The sequence below is a fragment of the Rhodoferax sp. P1_F3 genome (genome assembly GCF_056405715.1).
In genome coordinates this window covers 1-17,873 of sequence record NZ_JBFUBO010000014.1, presented here as the reverse complement: position 1 = coordinate 17,873, position 17,873 = coordinate 1, and the positions used below count along the sequence as shown (strand labels likewise).

The following is a 17,873-nucleotide window of genomic DNA, read 5'->3' as shown; positions in this document are numbered from 1 at the left end:
CGCGTGCAGATAATCCTATCCCTACAGGAATTACCTCTCTCCATACACTGGAAACAAGAATTCCTGATAGTCATCCGGATGTGGCATCTCTTCCATTCGTTTAAAAAAAGCCACGCCCATAAGAAATCCATGAGTGAATTGCAGCTATCAAAGAAGAAATCACAGGGGTCGCATCCGGGCTATGAGTGATTTGACGCTTAAATGGACTCGTTTATTTCGGCGTTTGGCGGCCGGTTTGCTGGCGTTTTCCTGTGGTGGGCGCATAGAGCGTAGGCGCAGGGAACTGACCCTCGAGCAGCGTGAACAGGAACTTCGAACCCTGTTGGACGCCTCTCCGGGCATGTCGGTCAGCTTTCATTTGCGCGCGGATGGTTCGATTTGCATACCGTATGTTTCTCCGCGGATTTGGGAGTTTTTCGGCCTTAGTCCGCAAGACGTCGTTGATGATGCACAACCCCTTTTGGCACTGATCCACCCCGACGACGTTCAGCGGCTGCGCGAGTCGGGGGCCCAATCTGCGCGCACTATGACACCATGGCATGTGGAATACCGCATTGTCCGCCCCGCGCGGGGGGAGCGCTGGATGGAGGGGCATAGCAACCCGCAGCACCACACAGACGGAGGCGTGGTTTGGCATGGCTTCATTCACGACATCACCGAGCGCAAGCAGGCGCAAACCGCTAACCTGCTGGAATCGATTTTTGAGAGCCCATCGCGCATTTACATCTATGCGCTGGACCGCAGCTACCGTTTCTTGGCCTTCAATGAAAAATTTCGAGAAGCGGCCAAGCGCGCTTGGAGAGTAGACATCTCGGTCGGTATGAGCATGCTTGATGCAGTCGATACCGAAGCGTACCGGGAATTTTGCCGCAATGGATTCGACCGGGTGCTGGCTGGGCATAGTTTCTCCCTCGAATCGCATGAGGTGATGGTCAAGAATGGGGTCACAACGAACGAGTTCCACGAAAACCACGGCTCGCCGATTCGCAACCACCAAGGTGAAATCATTGGATTGACCATCTTTGCGGTCAATATCACAGAGCGAAAGTGCATGGAGACAGAACTTCTCGCACGTGAGCAGGAATTCCGCACCCTTGTGGAAAACGCACCCGAGCCCATCTTCCGCTATGCCCCAGATGGTCGCCGTATCTATGTCAATGCCGCCGTTGAGCGCATCGCCGGGATACCTGCCCCATTGCTAGTGGGTGGAGCGTCTTCGGACGGAAAAATCATTTCGACCCATGAGGGTGCCGCCATAGTGGCCTTGGTTCGGCGCATTTGCGAGACGGGCGAACCTGGTGAAATCGAAGTGGAGCATGTAGACGCAGACGGACAACGGCGGTATTTTCATAACCGTTTTGCGCCTGAATTGGGTGCGGATGGCGAGGTTAAGAGTGTGTTCAGCATTTGCCACGACATCACGGATCGCAAGCATGCCGAGCAGCGACTCAAGGAAGCGCTGGAGTTCAGCAACGGGGTTATCAACGCAGTCCCGGACACTCTGTTTGAGGTTGATCGCGAGGGGCGGTACCTGAATGTGTGGATGCAAAACCCGAATGTACAGGCCACTCAAAAATCCGACCTTCTGAGCAAAACACTCTACGATGTGCTTTCCCCGGAAAATGCCGCAACCGCCATGCAAGCCATCGCCGAGGCCGATGCAAGAGGTTCGTCTTTCAGCAAAGCCATCTGCGTTGAACAGCCGGGCGGAGAGTCATTCTGGTACGAGCACTCCATCGCAAAGAAATTAGGCCGCGCACCATCCGATGCGACGTTCCTGGTTTTGTCGCGCGATGTGACAAAGAATATGGAGGCGCAGCAGCGTCTGGATGAAACCAGAAAGCGCCTGTTGAGCGTGCTGCAAACCATGCCGGACATGGTTTGGTTCAAAGATGCGGAAGGTGTTTATCAGCTAAGCAACCACGCGTTCTCGCGTCTGACCGGAATGACAGAGTCCTATATTTTTGGACGAACCGACTACGATCTTTTTGATACCGAGCTGGCCGACTTTTTTCGCGAGCAGGATTTGAAAGCAATCGAGGTAGGCACCATTCGTTTGAATGAGGAGTGGGTCAATTACGCTGACGACGGGCGACGAGCCTTATTGGAAACACGTAAGGTGCCGGTTTACGGAGCCGATGGCAAGGTCACAGGTGTGCTCGGTATTGCCCGCGATATCACTGAACGAAAGGAAGCTGAACTGGCCTTGCGGGCCAGCGAGGCGCACATTCAGTCGCGCAATGAGCTCTTGCAGGCCATCGTTGAGAGCTCTCCCGAGATCATCATTTTTGCGCTGGATACAACGTATCGTTATTTGGCTTTCAACCGCAAACACCGAGGGACGATGCAAGCAATTTGGGGCAAAGATATCGGCATTGGCATGAACATGCTGGATGTGATTGGCGATCACCCCGACCGTCTGGTAGCCCAAACTAGCATGGCCCGCGCTTTGGCAGGCGATAGTTTTGTGTTGGAAGAAACCTATGGCAGCGAGCTGCTTTCGCGCCAACATTGGTTGAACCATTGGGCCCCCATCCGTTCGGAGGCCGGTGATGTCGTGGGTCTGACATGCTTTGTCTTGAATATTTCGGAACGCAGGATCGCGGAGGAGCGCCTGCGAAGATCCCGCGATATTGTGCGCGCGCTGGCCGCGCACCAGGAAACCGAGCGCGAGAAGGAGCGCAGACGGTTGGCCTACGAGATGCATGAAGACTTGGCCCAGAACTTTGCAGCCCTGCGCCTACACCTCGCATCGCTGGAGATGGGCGATGCCGACGCCAAACACTCGCAAGTGCTCAAAACTATGCACAGCATTGCAGACCACGGCATCGCCCGCATTCGCGGTATGGTATCCGCGCTGCGGCCTGCGGTACTCGACTTGGGGTTGGTTTCTGCTTTGCAATGGCTTACGGACGATTTCAAGGGCGTTGGGCTCGATTTCGTCCTGACCCTGCAAGATGGCATTGTGCTCAGCGATGCATTCAACACTTTCTTGTACCGCGCCACGAAGGAAGCCCTGTTGAATGTCGCCCTGCATGCGGCAGCCACGCAGGTGACTGTTTCACTCGTTGCCGATGATGGTGTCTGCTGCTTGGTTGTGCACGACAATGGTTGTGGTTTTGACCCGGCAGCACTGCGTGGTGATGGTTGCTTTGGCCTGATTGGTCTTTCCGAGGGGGCGCTCCACCTGGGTGGCGAGTTATCAATTGAATCCTCCCCTGATCACGGCACCACGCTGGAGATTCGCATCGTTGACGTGTGATACGAGTGGGTTGCAGTAGGGTCATCCCTACGGGCCTTGTTGCATATCCCTACAGGTAAATCAGACCGGTCCGATGGTCCGATTGGATGGATTTTTGTAGTCTGTCGTCTTCCGGCTATTCCCATCGAGTGTCCCTATGATTTTTGAACGTATGAAACTGTCGCAGCGTCTGCTCGCTTTGTTGCTCATCATCCTGCTCAGCTTTGTGGCCTATGGCGCTTGGTCGTTCAAGGTACTAAATAACCTGAAGGTCAACGGACCGTTCTATCAGCGCATTGTGCAGGGCAAGGATCTGATTGCCGACATCCTCCCGCCCCCTGAGTACATCATCGAGTCCTATCTGGTGACCCTGCAGCTGATGGCAGCACCGTCCGCCCAGCGCCCGACCCTGATTGACAGTTTCAAAGCCTTGAAGAAGGACTATGACACCCGGCACGACTTTTGGGTCAAGGAAAATCTGGATGCGGCGCTCAAGGACCAATTGCTTAACCAAGCCGACAAGCCAGCACAGGCGTTCTACCAAGTCGCCTTGGGTCAATTGATACCGGCCTTGGAAAAGGATGACATGGCCGCGGCCAATGCTGCGCTGGACGCCATGAAGCAAAGCTACGATGCGCATCGCAGCGCCGTCAACACCCTGGTGGAGCTGGCCAACAAACGCAACGAAACCGACGAAGCCAATGCCAGATCGGCAATCGAGAACGCTAACTGGGTCATGCTGGTGCTACTGCTGTCCTCCAGTGGCTTGGTCACCCTGATCTTCTGGAGAATCGTGCGCGGTTTACTCGCCCAACTCGGGGGCGAGCCCAACGATGCAGCCGACATCGCCACCAGGATTGCGTCCGGTGACCTGACTGTTGCTATCCATACAGCGCCCAACGATCGAGGCAGCTTGATGGCGGCTATGAAAGCCATGCGCGACAGTCTGGTCGGCATCGTGGGTGGGGTACGCGCGGGTACCGACACCGTCGTCAGCACCACCAGCCAGATTGCCGCAGGCAATCAGGAGCTGGCGACACGTACCGAAAACCAGGCCAGCGCGTTGGAGAATACGGCCAGCGCGATGGAGGAACTGACCAGTACTGTGAAGGCCAATGCCGACAATGCACGCCAAGGCAACGAGCTGGCGACCTCGGCGTCGCTAGTGGCCGTCAGAGGGGGTGAGGTGGTGGCACAGGTGGTTCAGACCATGGGCTCCATCAACGACTCTTCCCGCAAGATCGTGGACATCATTGGTGTCATCGATGGCATTGCCTTCCAGACCAACATCTTGGCCCTGAACGCGGCAGTGGAAGCGGCCCGGGCCGGGGAGCAAGGCCGGGGCTTTGCTGTGGTGGCGTCTGAGGTGCGTGGCCTTGCCAAACGCTCGGCCGACGCCGCCAAGGAAATCAAGACCCTGATCGACGACTCGGTCAGCAAGGTCGAGGTTGGCAGCCGCCTGGTTGGCGAAGCTGGGGAGACGATGGGCGACATCGTCGACAGCGTCAAAAAGGTGACCGACATCATGGGTGAAATTACCATCGCCAGCCGGGAGCAGTTCCTGGGCATCGAGCAGATCAACATCGCCATTGCGCAGATGGACTCGGTCACGCAGCAAAACGCCGCGCTGGTGGAGGAAACCGGAGCCGTGGCCCGCGCACTGCAGGACAAGGCTAGTGATTTGTCCCGGATGGTGGGCGTCTTCCACTTGGATGGGATGCCCACGATCAACCGGAGTCAATCTAGAAATGCTACTGTTTTGATAGCATCTCGCGCCCTTTAGACAAGGGATGATGGCCTAAATAACTCACGAACCTTGGTGAGATCGACGGTATGCAGCAACAGCAAATCACCTCCATTCGTGAGTTCTTGGCTTTCAAACTCGGAAGCGAGGAGTACGGCATCGACATCTTGCGGGTGCAAGAGGTTCGCTCCTACGAGGAGCCCACCCGTATGGCGCACGCGCCGGCTTTCATCAAGGGAATGATCAATCTGCGCGGCGTGATCGTGCCGATCATTGACATGCGCATGAAGTTCAACCTGGAGCAGGTGAACTATGACGACGCGACAGTGGTCATCATGCTCAACATCGGCGAGCGGGTGATAGGTATGGTGGTTGATGGAGTGTCGGATGTCATGACACTCATGCCAGACCAACTGCGTGCGGTGCCCGAGTTGTCGTCGGTCATCGGAAACGAGCACCTGTTGGCCCTTGGTGCGCTGGATGACCGCATGTTGATCTTGTTGGACATCGTCACGCTCATGGGCAGCGCCGAGATGGGCGTGGTGGCCCGGACGCCGCATTGAACCGCTGGAGGAAGGCGACTGCTCTCGTCTTGACGTAGGAATGGGCCTACCAATTTTTGGCTCCATCCCTACACCTTTGACACATTTCCTTACACGCAAATCAAGATCGCCTGATAGTCCATTGTTCCCGGTTCGTTCATTCTCCATGCAAGTGTCAGGGGCTTTTTTGGTTCCGACACAGCCACCGTACAAGGCAACCCTGGGAATGGACGAGCATGCGAAAGACTGTAAGTGGGAGTGGTATCTACCAGGCGAGTGGGCCGGTTGTTGCATGTGGTGCCTTCGGCATTGCGGCCATCATGGTTCCCATGGACCTGCCCCCGCTGGTTCTGGCCGCGGGTACGGCGTTGGTCACGATGGGCGCGGCCTGGTGGGCCGTGGGGCAAGCCCGTGCCCTGTGCCGGCGCGTCGAACACGGTGTGCGCGCTCAGTCCATAGCGGGCCTGGAGCCCCTGTGCGTGGGCGTGTTGCCGGTCTGGTCCAGCCAGATCGAAATGGCGCGCTCCCAGACCGAACAAGGCATCAACGACCTGGCGACGCGCTTTGCCAACCTGTCCCAGCACCTGCAAAGTGCGGTTGCCGCCTCACATAGCAGTGCCAGTGGTGATGGTGTCACCAAGGGTGTGGTGGCACTCCTCAACGACAGCCAAACCGAACTCAATGCAATCATCGCTGCGTTGCGCTCCAGCCTGAAAGAAAAAGAAGACCTGCTTCAGGAGGTGCACGGCCTGTCTAGTTTTACCGACGCGTTGCAGCAAATGGCGAAGGACGTGGGTGCCATCGCCCAACAGACCAATCTGCTGGCCATCAATGCCGCCATCGAAGCCGCGCGCGCCGGTGAAGTCGGGCGTGGCTTCGCGGTGGTGGCCAGTGAAGTGCGCATGCTCTCCAAGCAATCGGGGGAGACCGGCAAGAAGATCGCCGAAACCGTGGACACCGTCAACAAGGCCATTGCCAGCACGTTGCAAGTCTCACGCCAATACGCCGACAAAGACGCCCAAATGGTGTCCCACTCCGAGCGAGTGATCGAGACCGTGCTGGGGGAGTTCGGCAACACTGCCAACGATCTGAGCCACTCTGCCGACGTGCTGCGCGAGGAAAGTCAACGCATGCAGAGCGAAATCTCCGATGTGCTGGTGGCCCTGCAGTTCCAGGACCGCGTCAGCCAGATGCTGGGCCATGTTCGGGACGACCAGGGCAAGCTCATCCAGACCTTGGAGCAGAGCGCGCACGCCATTGCGGAGGGCACCCGGCCCCAACCCATCGACACGCATGCGTGGCTGGAGGAGCTGGCCAGCACCTACACCACGCAAGAACAGTACGCGACGCACGGTGGCAGTGGCCCAACACACACCCAGACACTCAGCGACTCAACCGAAATTACTTTTTTTTAGGAGAAACACGTGGCTAAAACCATTCTGATCGTGGACGATTCCGCCTCTCTGCGCCAGGTCGTCAGCATTACCCTCAAGGGGGCGGGTTATGACGTCATCGAAGGCTGCGATGGGCGCGATGCCTTGACCAAGCTCAACGGCCAAAAGATTCACCTCATCATTAGCGACGTGAACATGCCCAACATGGACGGCATCACCTTCGTCGCCGAGGCCAAGAAGCTACCCGCCTACAAATTCACCCCCATCATCATGCTCACCACCGAGGCCGGTGAGGCCAAAAAGCAGGCCGGTCAAGCCGCGGGTGCCAAGGCATGGGTGGTCAAACCCTTCCAGCCGGCGCAAATGCTGGCCGCAGTTGCCAAGCTGATTCTGCCTTGAGTGGTCCCTCGCCCCACACCCAAACACAACCCACCAAGGAGACACCATGGGAGTGACTGTTGAACGCACCAAGGATGGCCTGTGCCGCATCCTCGTCGAGGGTGAAATGACGATCTACACCGCGCAAGAATTGAAGGATCAATTGCTGGCACCGCTGGAGCAATACAAGCAAGTTGAACTCAACCTGGGTGCCGTCACCGAGATCGACTCCGCTGGATTGCAATTGTTGGTACTGGTCAAGACCGAGGCGCATGCGCAGGACAAAACCCTGAGCATCACCGACCACAGCCCGTGCGTGCTGGATATCTTGGACCTGTGCGACCTGGAAGGCTTCTTTGGCGACACCGTATTGGTCCACGTAGCGGAGTCCACCCCATGAATTTCGACGACGCACTACAAACCTTCATTGCCGAAGCCCGGGACCTGCTGCAGCACATGGAAGAGGCGCTCTTGTGCATCGAGCAGGCCCCGGACGACGCAGACACCGTCAACGCCATCTTCCGTGCGGCGCACACCATCAAGGGCTCGGCCGGGCTCTTTGGCTTGGACGGCATCGTGGCCTTTACGCATGTGGCTGAGAGCGTGCTGGACAAGGTCCGCGCCAACGAGCTGGATGTGACCCCCGAGCTGGTGGCTGTGCTGCTGCAAAGTGGCGACCACATGCGGGAGCTGGTGGACCACCTCGCCCAGGGCGGTGAGCCATCCACGCAGGTGTTGGCCCAAGGGCAGGCACTGGTCGAACAGCTGAGTGACTATTTGGATGACAAGCCTGCGGCGCAGGCGTCTGCATCCGCAGCCAAGGTACCTGTGGCGTTCGTGCCAGTTCCCACCGCCCACGTAGGTGGTGAGGTGCAAGCCGACCACTGGCACCTGTCGCTGCGCTTTGGGCACGACGTGCTGCGCAACGGCATGGACCCCCTGTCCTTCATCCGCTACCTGGGCACGTTGGGCCAGGTGGTGCATATCGTCACGCTGCTGGATGCCATTCCCCCGGTAGCCAGCATGGACCCCGAGACCTGCTACCTGGGCTTTGAAATCAGCTTCAAGAGCGAGGCCGACAAGGCCACCATCGAGAACGTGTTCGAGTTCGTACGTGAGGACTGCCGCATCCGCATCCTGCCACCGCACAGCAAGATCGACGAGTACCGGAGTCTGTTGGGCGACATGCAGCAGGAGCAGGATCTGCTGCTGGGTGACATGCTGGTGCGCTGCGGCACCTTGACGCAAAACGAGCTTGACACCGCGCTGCGCATCCAGAAAGCGCAGTCCCACATGCAAGGTGAGGCCACGCAGCCCATTGGTGAAGTGCTGGTGGGGCAACACATGGTGCAACCCCCGGTGGTGGATGCCGCGCTGGAGAAACAAAAGCAACGCAAGGACAGCAAGGCCGCCGAGGCCAACCTGATCCGTGTAGATGCCGACAAGCTGGACGCTCTGATCAACCTGGTCGGTGAACTCATCATCGCCGGCGCCGGCGCCAGTCTGGCCGCCCGGCGTGCCGGTGTGCCCGAGCTATTGGAGAGCACGGCGACGATCTCCCGGCTGGTGGAAGAAGTGCGCGATTCCGCACTGGACCTGCGCATGGTCCAGATCGGCGGCACCTTCAATCGCTTCCAGCGCGTGGTGCGCGATGTTGGCAAGGAACTGGGCAAAGACATCGAGCTGCACATTAGCGGTGCCGACACTGAGCTGGACAAGACTGTAGTGGAGCGCATTGGCGATCCGTTGACCCATCTGGTGCGCAACTCCATGGACCACGGCATCGAATCGGTCGAGCTGCGACTGGCCCGGGGCAAGCCGGCCAAGGGCACGCTCAAGCTCAACGCCTTCCACGACGCGGGCAGCATCGTGATCGAAGTCTCGGACGATGGCGGCGGCCTGAACAAGGAGCGCATTCTCAAGAAGGCCATCGAGCGCGGCCTGGTCAACGAGGGCCAAGCCTTAAGCGACAAGGAAATTCACAACCTGATCTTCGAGGCCGGCTTTTCCACCGCCGATGCGGTGAGCAATCTGTCGGGCCGCGGCGTTGGCATGGACGTGGTGCGACGCAACATCGCCGCCCTGCGCGGCACGGTGGACCTGGACAGCGTGGAGGGCCAAGGCAGCACGGTGCGTATCCGCCTGCCCCTGACGCTGGCCATCATCGATGGCTTTCTGGTGGGCGTGGGCAACGCCACATACGTCATTCCACTGGACACGGTGGTCGAGTGTATAGAGCTCAGTGACATGGACCACGAAAGCGGCAGCGACAAGCGTTACCTCAATTTGCGCGGTGAGGTGCTCCCCTATCGACGCCTGCGCGAGCACTTTGAGGTGCTGGGCCAGCCGACACGGCGCGAAAACGTCGTGGTGGTGCGCTACGGAGAACACAAGGCCGGTCTCGTGGTGGACCGCCTTATGGGAGAGTTCCAGACCGTCATCAAGCCGCTGGGCAAGGTGTTCAATCTGATCCAAGGCATTGGTGGTTTCACCATTTTGGGCAGTGGCGAGGTAGCGCTGATTCTGGACGTGCCAGGGCTGATGCGCCAGGTGATGACCGGGGAGGACCCGATGGAAGAACATAACCGGACACTCGCGTTGGGACGCTGAGTGCTATCAAAGTAGTAGCTGCTTGCGCCCATTCAACGGGGGCTGCAAGCGTAAATATCTAACAAAAGTCGTTCCAAATAAAGGAGAAATCAGATGAAACTCACCGTCACCCAAAAAATGATTCTGCTGGCCAGCTCCGCGCTGCTCGGCATTGCGCTGCTGACCGGCCTCGGCCAGCGGCAAATGAACCAGGTGTATGAGGCGGCCAATTACGGCAACGCCAGTACCGTGCCCAGCCTGGCTCTCCTGGGCGATATCCGCAAATATCTGTTGCGTACCCGGCTCGGCATAGCCCAGCACGTCCTGAACACCGACGATGCAAGGAGGGACGAAATTGAGGCTGCCCTCAAGAAAAATATCCAGGGTGTGCAAGAGGGTATCGAGAAGTACGAAAAGGACGGTTGCATGGGTGCTTCCTGCATTGGCGACGACAAAGACAAGGCATTGCTGCTTCAGGTTAAAAACCTGTTCGCGGAGTACGTGACCCTGATTGAGCCCATCCTGGTGGAGTCCCGCAAAGGCGAAGCCGGTTTGGCAAAGGCGCGGGCGCTCATGGAAAAGAACCGCCCGGTTGCCGAGAAAATGGCTGCGGTTTTTGATGAAGATGTGCAATACAACATCGAATTGGGTAAAAAGAGCGCTGAGGAGGCTGCTGCCATCAAGGGCCATGCGCTGAACCTTTCGCTTCTGATTGCCGGCCTCACGTTGGCGGCGGTCGGCATCATCGCCCTCACCGTGACACGCTCCTTTCTGCGCCAGCTGGGTGGCGAGCCGGATGTGGCAGCGGATATTGCCAACCAGATAGCGGCTGGTGACCTGAGCGCCGAGATCGAGCTCAAGGCAGGTGACCGCACCAGCCTGATGGCGGCGATGAAGAACATGAATGTCACCCTGCAAGCCTTGATTGCCCAGATGAACCACATGTCCACCGAGCATGACCGGGGCGATATTGACGTGGCGATGGACGGCAGCAAATTCGGTGGTTCGTACAAAGCCATGGCCGAAGGCGTCAACACCATGGTGGGCGGCCACATCGCGGTCAAGAAAAAGGCCATGGCTTGTATCCAGGAATTCGGTCATGGCAACTTCGATGCACCGATGGAGAAGCTGCCTGGCAAAAAGGTATTCATCAACGACACCATCGAACAGATGCGCGGCAACCTCAAGGGACTGATTGCCGAGATGAACCATATGTCGGCCGAACACGACAAGGGCGACATTGACGTCAGGATCGACGAAGGCAAGTTCAAGAACGACTTTGCACAGATGGCCAAGGGCGTCAATACCATGGTGTTTGGACACATTGAAGTCAAGAAAAAGGCCATGGCCTGCATCAAGGAGTTTGGTGAAGGCAACCTTGACGCCCCCATGGAGAAGCTGCCTGGCAAGAAAGTGTTCATCAACAACACTATCGAGCAGCTGCGCGGCAACCTCAAGGGCATCGTTGGTGAAATCCGGGACATCGTTGCCTCCGCCAACATGGGGGACTTCAGCACCAAGATGGGCCTGGAGGGCAAGGCAGGCTTCACCAAGGATCTCTCCGAATTGCTCAACCAGCTCTCCGATACGGTCGACACCGCGTTCAAAGACACCATCCAGGTAGCGCAGGCCCTGGAGCGTGGTGACCTGACCCAGGTGGTTACCCGCGACTATGAAGGTGCGTTTGACCAAGTCAAGCAAGCCCTCAACAACACGGTGGCAAAGCTTTCGCAGGTGATTGGAGAGGTCAACGCGGCGGCCAGCAACATCGCCTCGGCCAGCGAACAAGTCTCTACCACAGCCCAGAGCATGAGCCAGGCCACCAGCGAGCAAGCGGCCAGCGTGGAGGAAACCAGCGCCTCGGTCGAGCAGATGAGTGCGTCGATCAACCAGAACACCGACAACGCCAAAGTCACGGACGGCATGGCCTCGCAAGCGGCCAAAGAAGCGGTGCAAGGCGGTGAGGCCGTCAAGGCAACCGTAACGGCCATGAAATCCATTGCCGGCAAGATCGGCATCATCGACGACATCGCCTACCAGACCAACCTGCTGGCCTTGAACGCGGCGATTGAGGCGGCCCGCGCGGGTGAACATGGCAAAGGCTTTGCCGTGGTGGCCGCCGAAGTGCGCAAGCTGGCCGAGCGCAGCCAGGTGGCGGCACAGGAAATCAGCGAACTGGCTGGCGGCAGCGTGGAGAAGGCCGAGAGCGCGGGCAAGCTGCTGGACGCCATCGTGCCCGCCATCGGCAAGACCTCGGAGCTGGTGCAGGAGATTGCTGCGGCATCGAGCGAGCAGTCCAGCGGCGTGGGCCAGATCAACACGGCGATGAATCAGCTCAATCAGATCACGCAGCAAAACGCCAGCAGCAGTGAAGAGCTCGCGGCCACGGCCGAGGAGATGAGCAGCCAGGCCGCGCAGCTGCAGGAGGTGATGGGCTTCTTCAGAACCGGGGAACAAGCCCCAGCGCAGAGGGCCAATCCGGCTCGCCCTACTTCCATGGCTCCAAAAACCAAGGCAAGCCGGGTGACAGCGTCAAAAAACATGCCGGTGAGTGAAGCCAGCTTTGTACGCTTCTAAGGAGGCCATGCCATGAACGCATTGGTAGCAGCCAGACAACAAACGCCAGCGACTCTGATGGGGCAGGGCGTGGGACAAACAGACCAGTACCTGACCTTCATGCTCGGAGGCGAGGTCTACGCCATGGGCATTCTGGCCATCAAGGAAATCATTGAATTCGGCAACCTGACCGAAGTGCCCCGCATGCCTGCTTTCATTCGCGGGGTCATCAACCTGCGTGGCGCGGTGGTGCCGGTGATTGACCTGAGCGCGCGCTTCGGCAAGGCTGCCACCACCGTCACACGGCGTACCTGCATCGTGATCGTGGAAGTGGCCAGCGGCAACGCCGCGGAAGTCGAAACCCAGGTGGTGGGGGTGATGGTGGATGCGGTCAACGCGGTGCTGGAGATACCGAAAAACGAGATCGAACCTCCACCGTCTTTTGGTGCCAACATCCGCGCAGAGTTCATGAACGGTATGGGCAAGGTCAATGGCAAATTCGTGATCATCCTCAACATCCACCATGTGCTCTCGGTCGATGAGATGGCAACGCTGGCTGGGGTGGCGGGCGGCGAAGCATCGCCAGCCTAGTGCAGGCGACATGCGTTTTTTCAACTATGCGGAAACACAGGGACTAAAAATGAAAACGCAAATGCGTGTGGGCACCAAGCTCGCACTGGGTTTTGGCATCGTCGTGGCGTTGCTGCTGGGCATCGTGGTAATGTCTTTCAACAGCATGTCATCCATGCACGCCAGCACCACGTTGATCCTTGAGGACCGCAACGTCAAGGTGAAAATGCTCGATACCGTGGTGCGCAATGCACTGGACCAGGGACTGCGGCTGCGCGATGTGATCTTGGTCCCCGAGAGCGAAGTCGCGGGTATGCGACAAAAGATCGATACGCTGAAGGCTGAGAACGACGAACTCTTGGCAAAGATCGACAAAATGGAGGTGGTGCCCAAAGGCCGCGAATTGCTCGCCGCAGCCGTGAGCAAACGCAGCGAGCTGGCCGCTAAATACGAATCGCTGTATGGCGTGGTCAAGAATGACAAGGCCCATGCCCATGAATTTTTGCTCAAGGAATTCGTTCCCGTCAACCGAGCTTATATGGCGGCGCTGCAGGACTTGAGCCGTTTCCAGAGTGAACTCATGAATGCCGATGCGCGCGCTTCCGCCGAGAGCTACGCCAGCGCCCGCCAGGCCCTGCTGGGCTTGAGTGTGGCAGCCATGCTGCTTGCGGTGCTGATGGGCTGGTTGATCACGCGCGGGCTGCTGCGCGAGCTTGGTGGTGAACCGCAGACCGCCACCGATATTGCGCGCCGAATAGCCGCGGGCGACCTGAGTACCCAAATCGATCTCAAGTCAGGCGACCGCACCAGCTTGATGGCCGCGATGAAGACCATGAGCGAGGTGCTTCGGGACGCAGCGTCCGCTGCTGAAGTGTCCATGCGCATCAAGACCACGCTGGACAACGCCGCTGTCAACGTGATGATGGCCGACAACGACGGCATCATCCGCTACATGAACAAGGCCACCGAGGCGCTGATGCAGCGCTCCGAAGCCAACATGCGCAAGGTGCTGCCACAATTCAGCGCCGACAAGATCATCGGCGCAAACTTCGACATCTTCCACAAGAACCCCAGCCACCAGCGCCACCTGCTGGGCAGCCTGCGTGGCACGCACGTCACCCAGATTCCGGTAGGCGACATGATCTTCAAGCTGTCCGCTAGCCCGATTCATGACGAGAAGGGCGAGCGCCTGGGCACGGTGCTGGAGTGGACTGACTGCACCGCCGACGTGGCTGCCGAAAAGGAAGCCGCAGCGGTGACTCAAGCCGCGATACAGGTCAAGACCACGCTGGACAATGCCGCTGTCAACGTGATGATGGCCGACAACGACGGCATCATCCGCTACATGAACAAGGCCACCGAGGCGCTGATGCGCCGTTCGGAGTCGAACCTGCGCAAGGCCTTGCCGCACTTCAGTGCTGACAAGATCATTGACCAGAACTTCGATATCTTCCACAAGAACCCTAGCCACCAGCGCAACATGCTGGCCCATTTGACGGGTACCCACGAGACCCAGATCACCGTGGGCGACATCATCTTCAAGCTGAGTGCCAGTCCGATATTTGGTGGTGATGGCAAGCGCCTGGGGACCGTGCTCGAATGGACGGACCGCACCGCAGAGGTGATTGCTGAGCAGGAGATTGCTATGCTGGTCACCGCTGCGACCGAGGGTGACTTCTCCAAACGCGTCAACATCGCCGGCAAGCAGGGCTTCTACAAGCAGGTCGCCGAAGGCATGAACGAGGTCATGGGCACTAATGAAAGCGGCCTGAACGATGTGATAAAGGTGTTGGGATATTTGGAGCAGGGTGACCTGACACAGCGTATCCGCAAGGATTACCGCGGTGCTTTTGCCACGCTCAAGTTGTCCATCAACAACACGGTGGCCAAGCTTTCGCAGATCATCGGCGAGGTCAACAGCGCCGCCACCAACATTGCATCGGTTAGCGAACAAGTCAGTACCACTGCCCAGAGCATGAGCCAGGCCACCAGCGAACAAGCGGCAAGCTTGGAAGAAACCAGTGCCTCGGTCGAGCAGATGAGCGCCAGCATCAACCAGAACACCGAAAACGCCAAGGTGACGGACGGCATGGCCTCGCAAGCGGCCAAAGAAGCAGTCCAGGGTGGTGCTGCGGTGAAAGAAACAGTGGCAGCAATGAAGAGCATTGCCGGCAAGATCGGCATCATCGACGACATTGCCTACCAGACCAACCTGTTGGCGCTGAACGCCGCCATTGAAGCCGCCCGTGCCGGCGAGCATGGCAAGGGCTTTGCCGTGGTGGCCGCCGAAGTGCGCAAGCTGGCCGAACGCAGCCAGGTGGCGGCACAGGAAATCAGCGAACTGGCTGGCGGCAGCGTGGAGAAGGCCGAGAGCGCGGGAAAACTACTGGAGACCATAGTGCCCGCGATTGGCAAGACCTCGGAGCTGGTGCAGGAGATTGCTGCGGCATCGAGCGAGCAGTCCAGCGGCGTGGGCCAGATCAACACGGCCATGAATCAGCTCAACCAGATCACGCAGCAAAACGCCAGCAGCAGTGAGGAGCTGGCTGCCACGGCGGAAGAGATGAGCGGGCAAGCGGCACAACTGCAGGAAGTCATGGGCTTCTTCCGGGTTTCTTCAACTTGAGCGTGCGTCGCAAAACGTAAGCTCAAAGTGCCCGGACCAGGGCTGAAGAGATGACCAAAAGCAGTGTATGCACTGCCTGCCAGTGTTGGATTGGCAGATACACCAGAGTAATTTTTATGGCCGAGCTCTTTCGTACCACTTCCTTAGCTGGGCGCGCGCTACGCTTGGCCGTTGTACGCATTGGGTTCGTTGCCCTTTTGGGCGGGGTGGTTTCGTACTTCGTCAACCAATCGGCGATCGAAGAGTCGGTGATCAAACAGCTCCTGCTTTCGACCGAACAGACTCTGCAACGCGAATCTCTGCCGTTCAAAGAAATCAAGGATTTGGAACGCAACTTTTTGCGGGAATTTCAGGGCATCTATACACGTCCGGGTCAAAAGGCGATTCTGGTACGGGACTTTGACCGATTTTTCTATCGCCATCCCGGCGGGTCGTATACCCAGCGTCCAAACTTGTTTGAAGGCAAAGCGCTTGCAGATGGCCGGCAGTTTGCTGGCATGTCGGCCACCTATGCCCCAGACATTCCGCCCAATGACGACACCAAGGCGCGGTTTGCCCTGTCCTACATCCTCTCTCACAAGTACGGCTCCAGTGCCCAAGGGCGATTGTTCAACTTTTATGGCGTCGTTCCGGAGAAGGGATTCCCGATCTTCCAGACCAGTGACGTTGCTCAGGCATTTACTTACTCCGGCCCCGACGCACTGAAACTCGAGACCTACGAGTTCTATACAAGGGGATTTGCGGCGCCTGATGAAGACGCGTTCTTCACCCGCATGTATTGGGACGTCTCCAACAACGCGTGGATGACCACCATCGCTACTCCGGATACCCCCGACACCTTGGGCAAGCACCGGATACTGGCGTGTGTGGACGTGTTGCTGGATGAGCTGATGGGTCGAACAGCTCGGCCATCCATTCAAGGGGCGTATAGCACCATTTTTTTGGCAGATGCCCAAGGCACGCTGATTTACCACCCTCAGTTTGTGGGTGACATCAAAAGTAGCGAAGGTACGGCCTCCATCCAATCGCTGCGAATTGCGAGTGATTACCCACTGCTGCAAGCGGCGAATGCGTTGATTCCGGGCAAGGCCACCATCCTTCATACGCAAGAAAACATCATTGCAATGGGCATGATTCCCGGAACTCCTTGGGTGTTGAGCGTGCACTACCCCCGAACGCTGATGGCACCGGACATTTATCGTAACCTGGCCATCGTGATTGCTCTGGGGCTGATGACGTTGCTGGTGGAGGTCTTTCTGCTGCGATCCATTTTGCAGAAGCAGGTGGCTATCCCACTTCACCGGTTGATTCACGCGACACAGCGCTTTGGGGCTTCCAAAGAACGTTTGGACAAGGACGCCCTTCCTCTTGAATCTGCCGATGAAATCGGTGCGTTGGCGCGCGATTTTTCAAACATGGTGGAGCGTGTGCAAGAGAGCCAATCACAGTTGGAGTCCAAGGTCCAGGAGCGCACGGCAGAACTTGAGGCGGCGAATCGGCAGCTGGCGGAGCTCAGTGTGACCGATGGGTTGACAGGCATTGCCAATCGTCGGCATTTTGATAGAGCGCTGGAACTGGAATGGCACCGCGCGCAGAGAGCAGGGACATCACTGGCATTGGCCATGGTCGATGTAGATTGGTTTAAGAAATACAACGACCACTATGGTCATCAGGCCGGAGACGACTGCTTGCGGGGCGTTGCCCAAGCATTGAAAACACAAGCTTCCCGCGCGGGGGATCTCGTGGCGCGCTATGGTGGTGAGGAGTTTGTCTTCCTCTCTGCCTCCACACAAGTGGCGGGCGCCCTCGCACTTGCTGAGCGCTTGTGTGCAGTAGTGCGAGCGCTAGCACTCAACCATGCCCTTTCACCGCTCGACTATGTCACCGTAAGTGTAGGTATTGCGGTTATGGTGCCTGCGCATGGGGGCGGTTCGGAACAGTTGCTAAAGAACGCTGATGAGGCGCTATACCAAGCCAAGGCGCAAGGGCGCCATCAAGCTGTGTTGGCTAGATGAATTCACGCACTCAATCCACCTTCCACGTAGAGAGGTTCGACAAGCATATGTCCATGAAATCGCTAAGTGAGAAGGTGTTGGAACGGGGGAATCTATGGTTGACGGTGGTCCGTGACTCCTTCATTGTGCTCATGCCGCTAACCTTTTTCGGGCTGGTGGCACTGCTCTTACAGTTTTTTCCGTGGAGCGTCTACCGTGACACGATGACTTTCCTGTGG

Annotated in this window: 11 protein-coding genes; all 11 read left to right on the top strand. The window is 58.0% G+C overall.

What is annotated here, in order from left to right; all coding sequences use genetic code 11:
• Window positions 1-181: 181 nt before the first annotated feature.
• Entirely contained in the window at window positions 182-3,262 is a 3,081-nt protein-coding gene (locus tag AC1DZ5_RS19035) for a PAS domain S-box protein (RefSeq protein WP_477891950.1), read from the top strand.
• 136 nt (window positions 3,263-3,398) lie between these two features.
• Window positions 3,399-5,024: a methyl-accepting chemotaxis protein gene (locus tag AC1DZ5_RS19030; RefSeq protein ID WP_477891948.1), complete on the top strand. Its 1,626-nt coding sequence runs from the start codon at window positions 3,399-3,401 to the stop codon at window positions 5,022-5,024.
• A 50-nt stretch (window positions 5,025-5,074) separates the two neighbouring features.
• A complete protein-coding gene (locus tag AC1DZ5_RS19025) occupies window positions 5,075-5,548 on the top strand; it encodes a chemotaxis protein CheW (protein ID WP_477891946.1) in 474 nt (157 codons plus the stop codon).
• A gap of 215 nt (window positions 5,549-5,763) precedes the next feature.
• On the top strand, window positions 5,764-6,942 hold the full coding sequence (locus tag AC1DZ5_RS19020; protein ID WP_477891944.1) for a methyl-accepting chemotaxis protein: 1,179 nt from the start codon (window positions 5,764-5,766) through the stop codon (window positions 6,940-6,942).
• Between the two features lie 9 nt (window positions 6,943-6,951).
• The gene (locus tag AC1DZ5_RS19015) at window positions 6,952-7,320 is read left to right on the top strand and encodes a response regulator (protein WP_477891943.1); all 369 of its coding nucleotides are present in this window, start codon (window positions 6,952-6,954) and stop codon (window positions 7,318-7,320) included.
• Window positions 7,321-7,366: 46 nt separating this feature from the next.
• A complete protein-coding gene (locus tag AC1DZ5_RS19010; RefSeq protein ID WP_477891942.1) occupies window positions 7,367-7,699 on the top strand; it encodes an STAS domain-containing protein in 333 nt (110 codons plus the stop codon).
• Window positions 7,696-9,909 (top strand): chemotaxis protein CheA, encoded by a 2,214-nt coding sequence (locus AC1DZ5_RS19005; protein ID WP_477891940.1) that lies wholly within the window; start codon window positions 7,696-7,698, stop codon window positions 9,907-9,909. Before AC1DZ5_RS19010 ends, AC1DZ5_RS19005 begins: the two co-directional genes overlap by 4 nt.
• 93 nt (window positions 9,910-10,002) lie before the next feature.
• Window positions 10,003-12,465 carry a methyl-accepting chemotaxis protein gene (locus tag AC1DZ5_RS19000; RefSeq protein WP_477891938.1) on the top strand — a complete coding sequence of 821 codons (2,463 nt, stop codon included), beginning with the start codon at window positions 10,003-10,005 and terminating at the stop codon, window positions 12,463-12,465.
• 12 nt (window positions 12,466-12,477) lie between these two features.
• Window positions 12,478-13,035 (top strand): chemotaxis protein CheW, encoded by a 558-nt coding sequence (locus tag AC1DZ5_RS18995; RefSeq protein WP_477891936.1) that lies wholly within the window; start codon window positions 12,478-12,480, stop codon window positions 13,033-13,035.
• A gap of 49 nt (window positions 13,036-13,084) precedes the next feature.
• Window positions 13,085-15,640: a methyl-accepting chemotaxis protein gene (locus AC1DZ5_RS18990; RefSeq protein WP_477891934.1), complete on the top strand. Its 2,556-nt coding sequence runs from the start codon at window positions 13,085-13,087 to the stop codon at window positions 15,638-15,640.
• A 116-nt stretch (window positions 15,641-15,756) separates the two neighbouring features.
• Window positions 15,757-17,655: a GGDEF domain-containing protein gene (locus tag AC1DZ5_RS18985; RefSeq protein ID WP_477891932.1), complete on the top strand. Its 1,899-nt coding sequence runs from the start codon at window positions 15,757-15,759 to the stop codon at window positions 17,653-17,655.
• Window positions 17,656-17,873: the final 218 nt, after the last annotated feature.